This window comes from Clostridium sp., assembly GCF_051654825.1.
Lineage (GTDB): Bacteria > Bacillota > Clostridia > Clostridiales > Clostridiaceae > Clostridium.
In genome coordinates this window covers 1-16,283 of sequence record NZ_JBOFYU010000158.1, presented here as the reverse complement: position 1 = coordinate 16,283, position 16,283 = coordinate 1, and the positions used below count along the sequence as shown (strand labels likewise).

The following is a 16,283-nucleotide window of genomic DNA, read 5'->3' as shown; positions in this document are numbered from 1 at the left end:
TATCATGTATAGCATCTAATCCTAATTCTTTAGCTCTCTTAGCTATTTTTAATTTTCCTTCAGTAGCTCCGTATTCTGCTTCTACTCTAGCTTTTAAGTTAGCTTTTGTATCTGCTACTACTACCTCTCCTAATAATTCAGCAAATCTTGCTGCATGATCTGCTTCTTCGAAAGCTATTCTTCTGTAAGCTTCTGCTACTTCTGGATATCCTTCTCTATCTGCTTGTCTACTCATTGCTAAGTACATTCCTACTTCTGTACATTCTCCAGTAAAGTTAGCTCTAAGTCCTTCTAATATTTCTTCATCTACACCAGCAGCTACACCTATTCTATGTTCATCAGCCCAAGTCATTTCTCCTTGTAACTCTTCGAATGCATCTGATCCTTTTTTACATACTGGACATATTTCTGGTACAGTTTCTCCTTCATATACCCAACCACATGGCTTACATACAAACTTTTTCATAATGTTATTCCTCCTAATTTCACCCGTTATATTTAAAATTTAATTAATTTTAATTTTTATTTTTATTATTTAATTATAATTTATATATACCCGTGGTTTTTAGGTCTAAACATTTTTTTACATATTTTTATATTTTTTATGTATAAAATATTGTATCTAGAGTATAGCCTCTTCTGTATTCTTATCGAATATATGAATCTTATTTAAATCTATTGTATATCTAATAGTATCTCTACTTTTAATATAATCATCTGTTGAAGTTTTTACTATTATGGTCTTTTCTTCTACATTTAAGTATATATAAGTTTCAGCTCCTAAATTTTCTGATATATCAACTTTTGATTCAAAAACAATCCCAGTATGCTTTTTTATATCATCCTCTTTGCAGTTTATATTTTCTGATCTTATTCCTACAATAACTTCTTTATTTTGATAATTTTTATCTTTAATTATTTTAGCTTTATCAACAGGTAATTCTAATTCTTTATCTAGCATATTTAAGAATACTTTTCCATCTTTTTCGTAAGTTTTACCATTAAACGTATTTATTTGTGGGCTTCCAATAAAACTTGCGACAAATAAATTGGCTGGTTTTTCATAAATTTTCCTTGGAGATGCTATTTGTTGAATAACTCCATCTCTCATTACTACTATTCTTGTTCCTAATGTCATAGCTTCAGTTTGATCGTGAGTTACATAAATAAATGTAGTTTCTAAATTTTTATATAATTTAGATATCTCAGCTCTCATTTGAACTCTTAGCTTAGCATCTAAATTAGAAAGTGGCTCATCCATTAAAAATACCCTTGGATTTCTAACTATCGCTCTACCCATAGCAACCCTTTGTCTTTGTCCCCCTGATAAAGCCTTCGGTTTTCTTTCTAAAAGGTCTTCAATATTAAGTATTTTTGCAGCCTCTAAAACTTTCTTGTCTATCTCTTCTTTTGAAGTTTTTCTAAGTTTCAATGCAAATGCCATATTCTCATAAACTGTCATATGTGGATATAGGGCATAATTTTGAAAAACCATAGCTATATCTCTATCTTTTGGTGCTACATTATTCATTAATTTATTATCTATATATAATTCACCTTCTGTTATTTCCTCAAGTCCTGCTATCATTCTTAACGTAGTTGATTTTCCACAACCTGAAGGTCCAACAAATACTATAAATTCTTTATCCTTAATTTCTAAATTAAAATCTTTTACTATTTTAAATCCTTTTTCATACTCTTTATTTATATTATTTAACAACAATCCCGCCATTTTCATTCTCCTTAAGTCACTCTATTAACGAATTAAGCCTACCAGAACTTATATACATACTTATATAATAATATGGATATATAAACCATATCATTAGTCCATTTATATCTAAACCATACTTATACTCTAGTCCTATTATCACAATAAATGAAACGCTTAACATAACACTTATTATAATGGCACCTTGTTTTATATTATTTATCTTTATTCTGTTTCTAAAATTAAGGAATAATATTATAGATAAAATACTAAACATTATACTTTTAGTAGCACTTTGGATATTGATAATATCAATATTATATTTTTTCATATACAATATAGTTTCAAATTTTTCTGTATACTCCTTAAATAATCCTTCCCAGTATCCAAAATCTGACCATTTATTAGGAATAAGATCATAAGGTATCTTTATTTCTATACCTGTTATTTTTATTAATATTGCAAATATAGCTACTGTAAATGCTATATATATAATAAATAAAAATGGCTTTCTTTTAACTAGTGATATTTCTTTAATACATTTAACTAATAAAAGTATTGCTATTATAAATGGTAAAATCATAATAAATATATTTGCTATATTATAATAAATTTTACTATCTACTCCAAAATTATCTATTGAGTATCTATTACTAAATTCTTTAATACTTTTACTCACATTACCATCTACTTCAATTGCTATTGCATCCATTATCTCCTTAGAATCATAATCTGTTTGCATAACTATAGTGTTATTCATACCACTATGAATTCCTATTATTTTAACTTCTCTATTATCATATTTTAAAACTTGTCCAACAACATCAGTACTACCAAATAATTCATAAGCAGTTTCTTGATCGATTAAACAACCTTCTTTATTATCTAAAAATAATATTGGTCCTTTTATTAATAATGATGAATCTCCACAAACTTTGATTACATCCACATTTGTAGTCCGATTTAAATTAGTGTACTCTATCTCTACATCATCAATCTGCTTCCATCCTGTAAATGATAGTTTTTTCTTTTCTATTTCCTCTGATTTATGCATATTGTTTATCTCATATGCAGTTAGAGACTTATTATTTGAGTAAATATTGGCTATATGTTTACCTTCTTTTGATTTATTCGCATAACCTATTGAAAATCCTAAACACACAATCATTAAACATAATATAATTATATTGACTATGTGCTTTTTATGACGCATTATTTACTCTCCTTTCTCACTCTATCTCCACTTTTAATACTTTTATTTGAACTTGTTATTATTTCATCACTTGTAGATAATGCTCCATCCTTTATTCCTACATATTCACTATTTTTTTCTTCTATTTCTACACTAATTTTCATTGCTACATCTTCGCTACCAAGCACTGTATCTTTCTTGTTCATAACTAAAACAAAGTATTCATTTTTTTCAATATGAAGCGCTTCTAATGGAACACATACTGAATAATTTTTACTTTCTTTGAAAATTGCTAAACTAGCATACTCACCGATTTTACCTTTTCCTTTTGGTAATTTAACTATTACATCTAAAGTTTCAGGATTTGACTTATTCTCTTTAATAGCATCTACTTTTAATTCTTCAATAGAGTTTCTGCTACTTAAACTATTTAAAATTACATCTTGACCTACACTTACTTCTTTTTCTGATGTTTTAGGCATTTGAGCTATAAACTGATTGCCTTCACTCTCATCTGCTATAGAAATCGCAGCTGATTTAGATGTCATATCTCCTGATGTTATATGAACACTTGTTACAATTCCATCTTTGCTACTAGTTATTTTACCTTTATTATTTTGTATTGCTTGTAATTTGCTTAACTTAACATTTAATTTTGATTTTTCATCTTCATTTTTTGAATCCTCTAGTGCTCTTTTACTTGCTAAAAGTGTTGCTTCCTTACCATTAACTAAAGTTTCGTATGCAGATTTTTTTTGATTATAATCTTCCTCTAATAATTTTTTTTCTTCTTCATTATTGCAATTATCTAGGGCTGATTTTGCACTATTCATAGCTTGCTTTGCACTTTCAATGTTCTTATTTTCCGCATTTAAGGCTATATTGTAATCCTCACTAGCTCTTGATGTATTTTTATTAATTTCAGATATTTCTTTTTTCACTTCTGAAACTTTGTCATTAATATCTTCTACATTTAATGTTAAAAGTAAATCTCCTGATTTAATATTTTCTCCTTCTGATACATCTACAGATTCTACTATTAATTCTGGATATACATTAATATGTTCTTCCTTACTTTGGACTATTTGCCCTTCTAAAGTAATTTGACTATCAATACTCCCTTGTATTCCCTTAGTTACTTCTACTCTTGGAATTGTTAAAGAGTCTGAAAAACGAGATAATACAGTAAACATAATCATAAGTGAAAAGAAATAAACTAATATTCTAACTGATTTGGTTTGACTAATTACTTTTTCATTAAATTCATAGTTAACTATTTTTTTAAAATTTATCTTTCTTTTTAATTTCATCCTATTTTTCTCCTCCAGATGTAGCTGAGATACCTTCTTTTAAGTACTTTTGTCCTGCAAAGAATACTGCAAGAGATGTTAGTAACGTAACTAACGACGCTAAAAATGCAATATCTGCATTTTCTAAACCTATATTTGGTAAATATAAAGATATAGGCCAAAGACTTGGGTCTTCTATAAAAGTTAAAGGCTGCTCTATTAAATTCCAATATTCTATAAAACCTAATACCATTGCAGATATTATACCTGGCATCCCTAATGGAATTCCAATATTTATAAACACTTTGCTTTCACTAGCTCCATCTATTCTTGCAGCTTCCAATATACTACTAGGTATATTAGAGAAGAATCTATACATTATAAATACCGGAAAAGTAGAAAATATTCCAGGTATTATTAAACTTAAATGTGTATTTATCATCTTAAACTTATCTAAAACTATATAATTTGATAGCATAGTTACTTGAAACGGCATAAGCATCACAACTATATAAATAGTAAATAATAGTCTTTTGTATGGAAACTTGTATTGTGCAAATGACCAAGCTGCCGGCATAGCTACTAAGACTTGCCCAAATAACACTAAAGCAACTATTTTTATAGAGTTCCAGTACATTACAAAAAACTCTGGTGTATCTAAAAGTAATTGAATTATTGATTTTATAGTCGGGTATTTAGGAAATAACGCCCACCTAACATACCCTTTTGCTTCTGATAATACTGGTCCTAAACATTCTCTTAATTCATCTATCCCCATAAATGACCCTGATACTATTAAAATTATAGGTAGGCACATAAATATTGCTAAAAGTATTATTATTAATTTACTTACATTCTTCTTCATCTAATTCTCTCTTTCCCAGCTTCTTTGTAAAAACATTATAAGTATAAATATTATTACACCCATAACTACTGAAGCTGCTGATATTTTTCCAAAAGAAAGTTCTCTAAACCAGTTGTTAAATAAATGTTGCAATAAATACATGCTTTTATCTGGATAGTTTCCTGCTATCAAATATGCTTCCCTAAACACTTTAAATGAATTTAGTAAAGATAATACTGTAATTGTATATAATGTAGGCTGTAATATAGGCATAGTTATATGTCTAAATGAAGTCCATCTTGAAGCTCCATCTACTTTTGCAGCCTCATATATCTCTTTTGGAATACAGCTAAGTCCAGCCATCCATAAAATGATGTTGTAACCAAGATTTTTCCATATATACGTAAAAATTAATATCCAAAGAGCATAATCTGAATTCATCCAATCAACACCAGAGGCTTCTAAGTTAATTAAGAAGCCATTTAATATTCCTTGTTGATGAAAAACAATTTTCCATACAAGTACAACTGATGCTATAGGTATAGCTAGCGGTATTAAAAATGCTGTTGTTAGCTTTTCTGATGATCTAAATAGATCATATATTAATACCGCTAGTAGTAATGATAATCCAAGCAATAAAGGTATACATATTAGTACAAACTTTATTGTATTCTTTCCTGCTAGTCTAAAAGGTATATTATTGAATATTTCTATATAATTGTCTAAAAAAACAAACTCCCTTGATACTTCACTTTGAAAGGATCTTATAACTACATCCAAAAATGGAATAAGAATAAATATTAATACTCCTATTAAACTTGGAATTAAAAAACCTAATAAAGCTTTATTAATTTTTACTTCGTTCATTGTTTTTGTTTTTGTTAGTTTTTTTAACATATTTCACTCTTTTATTCTGATAAATATATTTCTAATTTATTTTGGATTGCTTTAACAGTCTCATCTAATGATTTTTCCCCTAAAATATATGCATCAAATTCATCTATTGTTTTTCTTAATACTTCCATATCTAGATTTATTATAGTATCTATGCTCTCAATTTTTTTCATTAAGCTATCTACTTCACCTTGAGATATTTCTTTAATCTTAAATTCGATCATTTCTCCGTCGATATCTCCCATTGCAATACTTTGTCCATATATACTCTCATCTTGAATGAAACTAGATTTAAATGAAGCTTTATTTACAGGGAAACCAGACATTGTATCTATGTTTTGGTATTCTTCACTAAATAACATTTTTACAAAATCTTTAGCTATATCTTTTTTACTACTTTTTGAATTTATCCCTATAGTATCTAAAGCTATTAATGAACCTTTACCTTCACCATTCCATATATCATAAGATACATTTTTATTAAATTCCTTAATTGTTTCTATTATACTTAAATCATTTAAACTTGCAAAATTATACATACATAATGATGTAGGATTTTTAGTTAATAATTGTGAGTAATCACCAATATTCTCAGTACCTATTTCTTCAGCACTTTTATCTGGTTCATATTCTTTCATCATTTCTATCATTTCTTCATGTTGCTTTACCTTTTCAGGTGAATTTTTATCTTCTATTGAACTATATATTTTTTTAGTATTTTCTAAGAAACTACTTAAATTTTTAGTATTTATTGTTTTATCATTATTAATCCAGTTATCTCCAGATTGCTTGTATAATAAGTATACCAATTCACCTGGCGAAAATACATCTATAACACTTCCCTTAGCATTTTTACTAATATCTTCAATAGCTTTTGCTAATGAGCTTAATGTATTTATATCACTTGCATTCTCTCCAATTATTGTAGGTACATTGAATTTTAATGGAGCCGAATAAACTTTTCCATCTGCTGATTTTGATGCTTTAACTACATTTGAAAGTAGTGCATCATCACCTTCTACAATATCTGTAATATCTTCAAGTAACCCTTTTTGTGCATAAGACTGTAGAGGTAACTCATCTAACATAATGATATCAGGACCTTTTCCTGCCATTATTTCTGTATTAATCTTTTTTATTACATCCGTTTTAGTAATTGACTGATTAGAATCTATACCAACTTTTAAGTTAATATGTACGTCTGGATGTGATTTTTGATACATAGCAATAGCCTGTCTCATTTTTTCTGAATCATACATTGAGAAAATAGAAATTTCTTTTTCCTGGCTTACTACCATATCAGCATCATACTTATAACTTTTTAGTATACATTCGCCTTCCATATTTCTTAATAGCATCATAAATTCATCTTCTGATGTTTGCATGAATTGTTGTACATAATTAGTGCTTAAACCACTACGTGTACCATCAATTATTTTATCTTGTGTTTTACTTCCCATTTTATAAGAATATATTCCATCTTTATTAACAAAGTAGAACATATCTTTCTCCTTACCTGGATATATATTTGAGTCTGATGCAATTATTTCTTTTTCTATACTTACATCACCTTTGTTTTGTCCACTTTCAATATCAAATTCTATTACTTTTTCTAATGATGCTACTAATAAAGAGTTACCATTGATAGCCCAACTAGATACATTTTCTAAATCATATTTGTATTCTTTTTTTACAGATCCTGTTTTTCCATCTAGTTTAACTATTTTACTTTTTTCATAATCTTGTAAGTATATATCTCCGTTGTTATCAGTTTTTGCTTCACCACTTCTATTTAATAGGCCTTTGTCTATAGCTGCTTCTTTACTATTTCCACTTGGATCTATTGAAATTGCTTTACTCTCATAAGTTACTGATGAATCCGCTTCTCCTTGTAAATCTATGTCATATATAAGAAGTGCACTTTTATCATCTTTTATATTAATACTTCTAATATTACTTCCTTCTGGCAATTCTGGTATCTTAAATTCCTTTTTATCCCAGTTTTCTCCATTATCCTTTGATGTATAAAGTTGATTTTTTAAATCTTCTCCATAGCCTGTTAAAGCTATATCTCCATTTTCTAATATATCAATTGAAGTTACATCTATTATATTTTCTGGTAGTTTTAATTCTGTTTCATTATACCCACCTTTAGTAACACTCTCTTCTTTGCTACAAGCTGTCACCATACTTATTACAAAGATAAGAGTCATTATTATACTGACACTTTTCTTTATTCTTTTCATACTTACCTCCAAGTTTATAATAAGCTATATTAACTTATTTATATTTAAACCTCTACTCTTATAGAGACTTTTACAGTAATTCAATAATCTTTTGCTATGTTATTTAGTATATTCTTTAATCTATGTTATTTCAATTACGCTTAGCTTACATTAAATAAGTTAATCTTACTAATTAGTAAGATTAACTTATACACCTCTTTTATGTTTTATGTAAATAAAAATGGAGCACTTATTAGGCTCCATTATTTTTTACACTCATATTAATATTTTCATTATTAGCTTTGTTGTTGTGCTTTTCTTTTATGTAATTTATATCGTCTATTATAACTCTATGTACTACATCTTCACTTTTGAAGTTACATATTTTAAATACTATTTGAATAAAGTATCCTAATCCTAATGCAGTTATAACCGTACCGAAACCTGCACTTCCACCTAATATGTATCCTGCTATTAATGCTCCTACTTCCATCGTTCCTCTTATTACTACTACTGGCTTGTTGATTCTTTTTTGAAGTGCTATCATCATACCATCTCTTGGTCCGCTTCCTAAACCACATCCAATGTATAGTACCATTCCGATTGCCATAAATAACATTCCTATACATAACATTATAAGTCCAACAAATACATTGTTTGCTACTGGTACTATTCCTGTAAATAGTATTATGTCTAAGAATAGTCCTACAAGTATCATATTAAGTACTGTCGCCCAGCCTATGTTTTCACCTAGTATGATATCTATTAATACTACTACACCACCTACTACTATTGTTGACGTTCCCATTGTAATGCCTAATTTTTTTGCTATACCTTCATGAAGTACATCCCATGGTGATAGACCTATATTTGCATTTATCATAAAGGCTACTGCAAATGAGCACATTATGAATCCAAATATTAACCTTGGCATTTTTTTAATTAATTGATTTAACATTTCTTATCCTCCGAACATTCTTTACTTTCAAACTATTTATTCACCTATTCTATAATACTATACTACACTTGTTTATTCTATAATAAATTTAAATACATACAAAAAAGCCCAGGAACATTCCAAGGCTTTTAGATTTATTATTTAATTATTTTTTATAAACTATATTATCATCCTTTATAGTTTCTAATACAGTAATATCTTTTATTGTCATAGGCTCTACTTCTAATGGATTTTTATCTAATATTACTAAATCTGCTTTTTTACCAACAGTTATAGAACCTTTAGTATCTTCTTCAAAATACTGATACGCAGCATTTATAGTTATACCCTTTAGCGCTTCATAAGGAGTTATCCTTTGACTTGCTCCTAGCATAACACCCTTTCTAGTAACTCTATTCACAGCATTATGTACAGTTAACATCATATTAGGTGGTAACACTGGAGTATCTTGGTGGAATGTATACTTGATATCTTTATTTATAGTAGACTTAACAGGTGATATCCTACTCGCTCTAGCATCTCCTAAGTTTACTCTATGAATATCTCCATAGAAATACACATGGTCTACAAAGTAACTAGGCATCATACCTATCTCTTTATACCTATCAATTTGCTCATCTCTAATTATTTGGGAATGAATCGCTACAGGTCTTAAATCATCACTACTATTTAAATCTTCTTTAACCTTTGTGTATATATCTTGTAATTGATCCACAGCACGATCTCCATTAACATGAGTTAATAGTTGCCATTTGTTAGATATAGCTAACTTCATATAATCATAAACTTGCTCATCATTAAATATTTGGTAGGCAACATAATCCTCTCCTTGTTCACCATTTGGTAAATAAGGCTCTGTTAACCATGCTGTTCTACCTTGAGGTGAACCATCTAAGAATAATTTTACCCCACCTATTCTAAAGTTTTTGCCGTTGTAATTAGTATTATTTGAAACTTTAACACCCATATCACTCTCTTTTGCACTCTCTACTCCTGGGAATAAAACATAGTCTAATTTTAATAATCCAGCATCTTGAGCACCATTTATTATTTTTAGAGAATTAGCTGTACTCATACCATCTTGGCAAGTAGTTATACCAAAACTTGCATAGAAATCTTGAAGTGATAATAATTTTTTCATTATCTCTTCTGGCTTAGGTGCTGGTATTACAGGCATTACACTTGGTAAAAATGCTGTTTCTTCCATAAATCCATCAAGTTCTTTTGTATCTCCTACTCTTCCAAATATTCCACCTTGAGGATCTTCTGTATTTTCATCTAATCCCATTTTAATTAATGCTAAAGTGTTCGCACATCCCATATGTCCTGAAGCATGAGACACTATAATAGCATGTTCAGTAGAAATTTCATCTAAATCAAATTTAGTTGGATGTGCTTGATTTTCAAATCCTGCATTATCATATCCTAATGCTAAAACTACACTTCCTATTGGAATATTATTATCTGATATATGTTTTTTAACCTTATTTTTCATATCTTCTTTAGTTAACACATCCCCTACAGGAGGCGGCGCTAAAGTACAGTTTCCAAATAGTGGTACATAATCTAGAAAGTGACCATGTGAATCTAAAAATCCAGGCAATAGTGTTTTGCCATCTAGATCTTTCTTTTCAGTATTTTCATCACATAACTTTAATGCTTCTTCTTTAGTACCCACAAATTCAATTATCCCATCTTTTACAAGTACACACTCTGCACTTGGTGTTTTTTCATCTATCGTTATTATATTACCGTTAAAATACAGTGTTGATTTCATATAAAATTACCCCCGAAAAAAATTATTTATATTTATACATATTCAGAAACACTATCCTCGTTATAATCTTCTTTAAATAGCCACTTATCTCCTGCTTTATCAAGCAAAGTTATTCCAAGTGGAACTGATGCAACTATACTTATAGCCGCCATTAATATCATAAAATCTATAATATATCCAAGACCTACAGCATTAAGCGGTCCCATAAGTATTAATGAAAAGTTTACTAGTATTATACCCTTAGGAACAAAACTCGCTGCTGCAAATATTCTTTCACCTTCTGTATATCTATTATCTTTAAGCACTATCCTCTTAGTTACAAATCCTTTTATAAGGATTGCTATAAATGTAACTGTTATTCCAAATATTAACATAACCGGATTAAGTAACGCCCTTATGTTTATTAACGAACCAACATATGTAAATATTATTGGACTACCAAACATAGCAAATATTATAGATGAATTTAAACCTATCACTGAACCTAGTTTGTTTTTTTCCTTTTGATTAATGCCCACTGATATTGCCACTATTATTAATACAGCTAAACTTTTCAATGGTCCTGATAAGTTTAATAAAAATGCAAATATTATAAAATAAATCATTGTATAAGCTATCTTTAACTTTTTATTATCTGGATTTTGATGAACCTTATCACTTAGTGGGCTTAAAGCCTTCGCTGCTATACCACCTAATACTCCAGAAATTACACATACAATTACTAAACCTACAACTACAGCAAAAACTATCCCTGTAATCATTATTGGTGAAAGTTCCATCCCCATTGCAGGTGCTACTGTTAAAATCAATGCCACTACTAGAAGTGGAAATGGTATAAAATTATCAAATATAGATGCTGTTATTAATGAGTCAGTTATTCTATTCTTACCTGCATACCCCTTCATATTGTACCCAACACAAGCAGGTATGATATTTGCAGGAGATGCCATTGCAAATAACATCATTATAATCATCACTTGCCAAAAGCCAAGATCAAATCCAAGTGGTAATACTTTGACACCTATAGTCACTATAACTGTCATTATTATCCCCTCTATAAAAACAGGTAGTGATGATAGGGTTATTGTGTCTTTACCTGAAGTTTTTAATTTATTTAAATCTATATTAAACCCCGCTCCAAAGAACATTAACCAAAGTGCTATAGTATTATAATTTGCCATATTAGGTAGCAAATCTTGATTTCCAAATATATGAACTATACCTGCACTTCCTCCAAACAGTATCCCCATAGCTAAATAAAATATAGGTGGTGCTATTTTAGTCTTTTTTGATATGAATTGTCCAACTATAAATAGTATGGGTGCAATTACTACCAACGCTAATATATCCATATTTTTTCTCCTCCCAAATATTCTAATTGATAAATTCTTCCCCTTAATTTTATATAAGATACAACTTATATATAGTTTAAAGTTGCATCTACCTATTTAATTTAAGGGTATTCCATTAATTACCATTTGTCAACGATATATTTTTTAAAATATATGCATTAGTTTAAACAGTCTCCCTGTTAGATTCTATTTATTACCTCAAATTTTCCTCCTATTTATATATTCGTATATAAATTTTATTTTCTATCAAAAAAGCCTTGGAATAATCCAAGGCTTTCAATTTAATATTTATTATTTATTATTTGTTTCCAAAGTGTCTTTCTAATAATCCTAAGAATGCTTTACCGTGTCTAGCTTCATCTTTACACATTTCATGAACTGTATCATGTATAGCATCTAATCCTAATTCTTTAGCTTTTTTAGCTATTTTTAATTTACCTTCAGTAGCTCCGTATTCTGCCTCTACTCTAGCTTTTAAGTTAGCCTTTGTATCTGCTACTACTACTTCTCCTAATAACTCAGCAAATCTTGCTGCATGATCTGCTTCTTCGAAAGCTATTCTTCTGTAAGCTTCTGCTACTTCTGGATATCCTTCTCTATCTGCTTGTCTACTCATTGCTAAGTACATTCCTACTTCTGTACATTCTCCAGTGAAGTTAGCTCTTAGACCTTCTAATATTTCTTCATCTACACCAGCAGCTACACCTATTCTGTGCTCGTCAGCCCAAGTCATTTCTCCTTGTAATTCTTCAAATGCTTCTGGTCCTTTTTTACATACTGGACATATTTCTGGTACAGTTTCTCCTTCGTATACCCAACCACATGGCTTACATACAAACTTTTTCATAATGTTATTCCTCCCAATTTTACTCATCGTAATTTATTATGTTAGATATATACCCGGCGTTTTTGGGTCTAAACATTTTTTATACATTTTTTTGTGTTTTTTGCATTTTTTTAGTTTTATATGTCAAACTTTATAAACTTTGATTAGTGAATTGATTTAGAGGGAATATATAGTTTTATGAAACGAGGTGTTTAAGATGAATTCAAAACAAATAACTATAAAGGATTCTTTAATTCTATTTATATCAATAATTTCAATACTCGTATTTGGAATTGGATTATTGAAAGTTGATTTACAGGTAATTTTATTGATGTCTCTATTTTTTACTATAGGATATACTTTATATAAAGGTTACTCCTGGGATGACATTGTAAATAGTATGAAAAAAAGCATATCTAGAGCTTATGATGCACTACTTATATTCATACTAATTGGTGCAACGATTGGAGTATGGATATTATCTGGTACTATACCAAGTCTAATATATTATGGACTTGATATATTATCGCCACAAATATTTTTACCTGCAGGACTTATAATATGTAGTTTAACTTCACTTGCTACAGGTACATCTTGGGGTACAGTATCTACTGTAGGCATTGCACTTATAGGTATTGGTGAAAGCTTAGGAATTCCATCATCTATAACGGCTGGTATGATAGTTTCTGGCGCATTTTTTGGTGACAAAATCTCACCTATGTCTGATACCACTAATTTAGCAGCAGCGGCTACTAATACTAATTTATATGATCATATATCATCAATGTTATATACAACTGTGCCATCATATATACTCGCACTTATAATTTATGCTTTTGTTGGCTTTAATTATGGAGCAAATAGTATTGATTATACTCAAATAGCTTTAATTAAAGATACTTTAGCTAGTACCTTTAATATATCGGTAGTAACACTTGTACCTATGTTTATAGTAATACTTTTTAGTATTAAGAAAAAGCCGGCTCCAATATCTATGGCTATAGGAGTGATTACTGGTGCTTTAGTTTGCTTAATAGTTCAAGGTGATACATTATCACAAACTCTAGGTGTTATAAATAATGGATACCAAATCCCTACTAATATAGAAATTGTTGATACACTATTATTAAGAGGTGGCATACAAAGTATGATGTCTACTTTTTCACTTGCTTTTATTGCTCTTTCTCTAGGTGGTGTCCTTGATGAAGTTGGGTATCTAAAGATTCTAGTTCAAAGTGTGCTAGTTAATATAAAAAAAGTTGGTAGTTTAATTTTACTTACTATTTCATCTTGTATATTAAGCAATGCTATTATGGGTGAGGCTTATTTATCCATTATATTAAATTCTAACCTATATAAAGATGCTTATGATAAAAAGGGACTAGATAGTCGTATGTTGAGTAGGTCTATAGAAGAAGGTTCTACTTTGACTACAGGACTTATACCTTGGACCACTGCAGGTGCTTTTATATCTGCTAGTTTGGGTGTTAGTGCTTTTGAGTATGCTCCTTTTGCATTTTTCAATTTAATTAACCCCATTCTGTCTATAGCTTTTGCTTATTTAGGAATATTTGTATTTAATAAGTTTAATGAAAATAAGAAGATAGGATAATAAGTTTATACAAAAATAAGCCTTGATTAGAAATATCCCTTAAAAAGTTATTTCTTACTCAAGGCTTTTGTTTTATCTAAAGTTCCTTTATATACCACATATCACAAGCATAGTGCTCTGTATCAATTATTGGTTTATCTAATTTAGTAAATCCATGTTTTGAGTAAAAACTGTTTGCCCTTTCCATATTCGCAAATGTTTCTAAATAGCACTGATTATAATGTTGCTTAGCAAAGTCTAGAGATATTTCTAGTAACTTGGTTGCAATACCACTTCCCCTTACTTCTTTAAAAGCATACATCTTTTGTAATTCACATACATTATCCATTCCTACTAATGGACCTATACCACAACCTGCTACAATTTTGTTATCTTGTTCTACTACCCAATATTTTGAATTTTCGGGTTGGTATAGTTCAAAGAAGTTGCCTAAGTTTGGATCAGACCAAGCACATCCAGGTTTATTTGCTTTGTATTCTATTAGGCAGGTTCTTATTAAATTCTCTACTTCTTTGTTATCTCTTTTTTCTATTTCCCTAATTATCATACGATCCTCCCACTTGTATAAATATTGACTCTTTAGTCAAGTATACTATATGTCACTTTATATCTGTTGTAAATTAGATTAGTTTTTAAGGAGGTTTTTATGAAAAAGAATATTATCGCTTTTATATGTACCATAGTTTCTTTAGTTGTTATAATTTGCCTAACATATATTAGCTCTACTATTAATAGTGAAGATGTTTCTACTGAAACTTACTCTTCTAATGACTCTAATGGTCTCTCTAGTCTAGATAGATTAATGCAAGGAAATGAAAAATATATCAAAGGTTCTTACAATCCCTCTTTGATTGATTCTAATACTAGACAATCATTATATAAGAATGGCCAAAAGCCTTATGCTGCAATACTTACATGTTCTGATTCTAGAGTTGTACCTGAGCACATATTTTATACAGGTCTAGGAGAAATATTTGTAATACGAGTAGCTGGGAATGTAATAGATGAATCTGTAATGGGAAGTCTTGAATTTGCTGTAAATAACTTAAAGGTTCCTTTAGTTATGGTAATGGGTCATCAAGATTGTGGTGCGGTGTATAATTCTAAGTCTAATGATATCAAAGGAAGCTTAGGACAAATACTCTCTAAAATAGCACCAAGCTATGAAAAAGCCCTTAAACTAGGTGGTAGTGAAACTGATATAGTTGAAAGAGCAACAGATTTCAATGTAAAAAACTCACTTGAACTTATTGGTAATAATGAAATCATACAAAAGTATGTAAAAAATGGCTCTGTTGATTTAGTCGGTTCAAACTATAATTTAGAAACAGGCAAAGTACGAATAATAAAAGCCTTGGAATAATCCAAGGCTTCATCTATTATATATATTATTTATTTCCAAAGTGTCTCTCTAATAATCCTAAGAATGCTTTACCATGTCTAGCTTCATCTTTACACATTTCGTGAACTGTATCATGTATAGCATCTAATCCTAATTCTTTAGCTCTCTTAGCTATTTTTAATTTTCCTTCAGTAGCTCCGTATTCTGCTTCTACTCTAGCTTTTAAGTTAGCTTTTGTATCTGCTACTACTACCTCTCCTA

At 29.4% G+C, this 16,283-nt stretch carries 14 protein-coding genes and 1 pseudogene; 2 read left to right on the top strand and 13 right to left on the bottom strand.

Translation table 11 applies throughout. The features are described 5' to 3' along the window. From ACRDBA_RS09490 to ACRDBA_RS09440, 11 genes are all read right to left on the bottom strand, one after another. A partial coding sequence (locus ACRDBA_RS09490) for a ferritin family protein (protein ID WP_438572682.1) occupies window positions 1-466 on the bottom strand: 466 nt, incomplete at its 3' end. Window positions 467-622: 156 nt separating this feature from the next. Next, complete coding sequence (locus ACRDBA_RS09485) at window positions 623-1,732, bottom strand: ABC transporter ATP-binding protein (RefSeq protein WP_438572681.1); 1,110 nt, start codon at window positions 1,730-1,732, stop codon at window positions 623-625. A 16-nt stretch (window positions 1,733-1,748) separates the two neighbouring features. After that, on the bottom strand, window positions 1,749-2,924 hold the full coding sequence (locus ACRDBA_RS09480; RefSeq protein ID WP_438572680.1) for an ABC transporter permease: 1,176 nt from the start codon (window positions 2,922-2,924) through the stop codon (window positions 1,749-1,751). Next, a complete protein-coding gene (locus ACRDBA_RS09475) occupies window positions 2,924-4,213 on the bottom strand; it encodes an efflux RND transporter periplasmic adaptor subunit (protein WP_438572679.1) in 1,290 nt (429 codons plus the stop codon). The genes ACRDBA_RS09480 and ACRDBA_RS09475 overlap by 1 nt, the downstream gene beginning before the upstream one ends. A 1-nt stretch (window position 4,214) precedes the next feature. After that, window positions 4,215-5,057, bottom strand: coding sequence for a carbohydrate ABC transporter permease (locus ACRDBA_RS09470; RefSeq protein WP_438572678.1), 843 nt, complete (start codon window positions 5,055-5,057; stop codon window positions 4,215-4,217). After that, a complete protein-coding gene (locus ACRDBA_RS09465) occupies window positions 5,058-5,933 on the bottom strand; it encodes a carbohydrate ABC transporter permease (protein ID WP_438572677.1) in 876 nt (291 codons plus the stop codon). An 11-nt stretch (window positions 5,934-5,944) separates the two neighbouring features. Continuing rightward, entirely contained in the window at window positions 5,945-8,176 is a 2,232-nt protein-coding gene (locus ACRDBA_RS09460; RefSeq protein WP_438572676.1) for an ABC transporter substrate-binding protein, read from the bottom strand. Between the two features lie 232 nt (window positions 8,177-8,408). Continuing rightward, on the bottom strand, window positions 8,409-9,113 hold the full coding sequence (locus ACRDBA_RS09455; protein WP_438572675.1) for a YczE/YyaS/YitT family protein: 705 nt from the start codon (window positions 9,111-9,113) through the stop codon (window positions 8,409-8,411). 145 nt (window positions 9,114-9,258) lie between these two features. After that, a complete protein-coding gene (locus ACRDBA_RS09450) occupies window positions 9,259-10,890 on the bottom strand; it encodes an amidohydrolase (RefSeq protein ID WP_438572674.1) in 1,632 nt (543 codons plus the stop codon). A gap of 32 nt (window positions 10,891-10,922) precedes the next feature. Next, the gene (locus ACRDBA_RS09445; RefSeq protein ID WP_438572673.1) at window positions 10,923-12,242 is read right to left on the bottom strand and encodes a cation:proton antiporter domain-containing protein; all 1,320 of its coding nucleotides are present in this window, start codon (window positions 12,240-12,242) and stop codon (window positions 10,923-10,925) included. Window positions 12,243-12,540: 298 nt separating this feature from the next. Next, window positions 12,541-13,089 (bottom strand): ferritin family protein, encoded by a 549-nt coding sequence (locus ACRDBA_RS09440; RefSeq protein WP_438572672.1) that lies wholly within the window; start codon window positions 13,087-13,089, stop codon window positions 12,541-12,543. A 196-nt stretch (window positions 13,090-13,285) separates the two neighbouring features. Here ACRDBA_RS09440 and nhaC point away from each other — a divergent pair, with 196 nt between their 5' ends. Beyond that, a complete protein-coding gene (gene nhaC, locus ACRDBA_RS09435) occupies window positions 13,286-14,680 on the top strand; it encodes a Na+/H+ antiporter NhaC (RefSeq protein ID WP_438572671.1) in 1,395 nt (464 codons plus the stop codon). A gap of 76 nt (window positions 14,681-14,756) precedes the next feature. On the opposite strand, the gene ACRDBA_RS09430 is transcribed toward nhaC, so the two are convergent. Further along, window positions 14,757-15,227: a GNAT family N-acetyltransferase gene (locus ACRDBA_RS09430; RefSeq protein ID WP_438572670.1), complete on the bottom strand. Its 471-nt coding sequence runs from the start codon at window positions 15,225-15,227 to the stop codon at window positions 14,757-14,759. A gap of 99 nt (window positions 15,228-15,326) precedes the next feature. Between ACRDBA_RS09430 and ACRDBA_RS09425 the strand changes: the two genes are divergently transcribed. Continuing rightward, window positions 15,327-16,043, top strand: a complete 717-nt coding sequence (locus ACRDBA_RS09425) for a carbonic anhydrase (protein WP_438572669.1) — start codon at window positions 15,327-15,329, stop codon at window positions 16,041-16,043. A 25-nt stretch (window positions 16,044-16,068) separates the two neighbouring features. On the opposite strand, the pseudogene ACRDBA_RS09420 reads toward ACRDBA_RS09425, so the two are convergent. Next, a pseudogene (locus ACRDBA_RS09420) lies at window positions 16,069-16,283 on the bottom strand (NADH peroxidase); the annotation flags it as partial.

Coding starts and splice junctions, on each gene's coding strand:
- ACRDBA_RS09485 (WP_438572681.1), bottom strand. CDS start 1,732: ATGGCGGGATTGTTGTTAAATAATATAAATAAAGAGTATGAAAAAGGA.
- ACRDBA_RS09480 (WP_438572680.1), bottom strand. CDS start 2,924: ATGCGTCATAAAAAGCACATAGTCAATATAATTATATTATGTTTAATG.
- ACRDBA_RS09475 (WP_438572679.1), bottom strand. CDS start 4,213: ATGAAATTAAAAAGAAAGATAAATTTTAAAAAAATAGTTAACTATGAA.
- ACRDBA_RS09470 (WP_438572678.1), bottom strand. CDS start 5,057: ATGAAGAAGAATGTAAGTAAATTAATAATAATACTTTTAGCAATATTT.
- ACRDBA_RS09465 (WP_438572677.1), bottom strand. CDS start 5,933: ATGTTAAAAAAACTAACAAAAACAAAAACAATGAACGAAGTAAAAATT.
- ACRDBA_RS09460 (WP_438572676.1), bottom strand. CDS start 8,176: ATGAAAAGAATAAAGAAAAGTGTCAGTATAATAATGACTCTTATCTTT.
- ACRDBA_RS09455 (WP_438572675.1), bottom strand. CDS start 9,113: ATGTTAAATCAATTAATTAAAAAAATGCCAAGGTTAATATTTGGATTC.
- ACRDBA_RS09450 (WP_438572674.1), bottom strand. CDS start 10,890: ATGAAATCAACACTGTATTTTAACGGTAATATAATAACGATAGATGAA.
- ACRDBA_RS09445 (WP_438572673.1), bottom strand. CDS start 12,242: ATGGATATATTAGCGTTGGTAGTAATTGCACCCATACTATTTATAGTT.
- ACRDBA_RS09440 (WP_438572672.1), bottom strand. CDS start 13,089: ATGAAAAAGTTTGTATGTAAGCCATGTGGTTGGGTATACGAAGGAGAA.
- nhaC (WP_438572671.1), top strand. CDS start 13,286: ATGAATTCAAAACAAATAACTATAAAGGATTCTTTAATTCTATTTATA.
- ACRDBA_RS09430 (WP_438572670.1), bottom strand. CDS start 15,227: ATGATAATTAGGGAAATAGAAAAAAGAGATAACAAAGAAGTAGAGAAT.
- ACRDBA_RS09425 (WP_438572669.1), top strand. CDS start 15,327: ATGAAAAAGAATATTATCGCTTTTATATGTACCATAGTTTCTTTAGTT.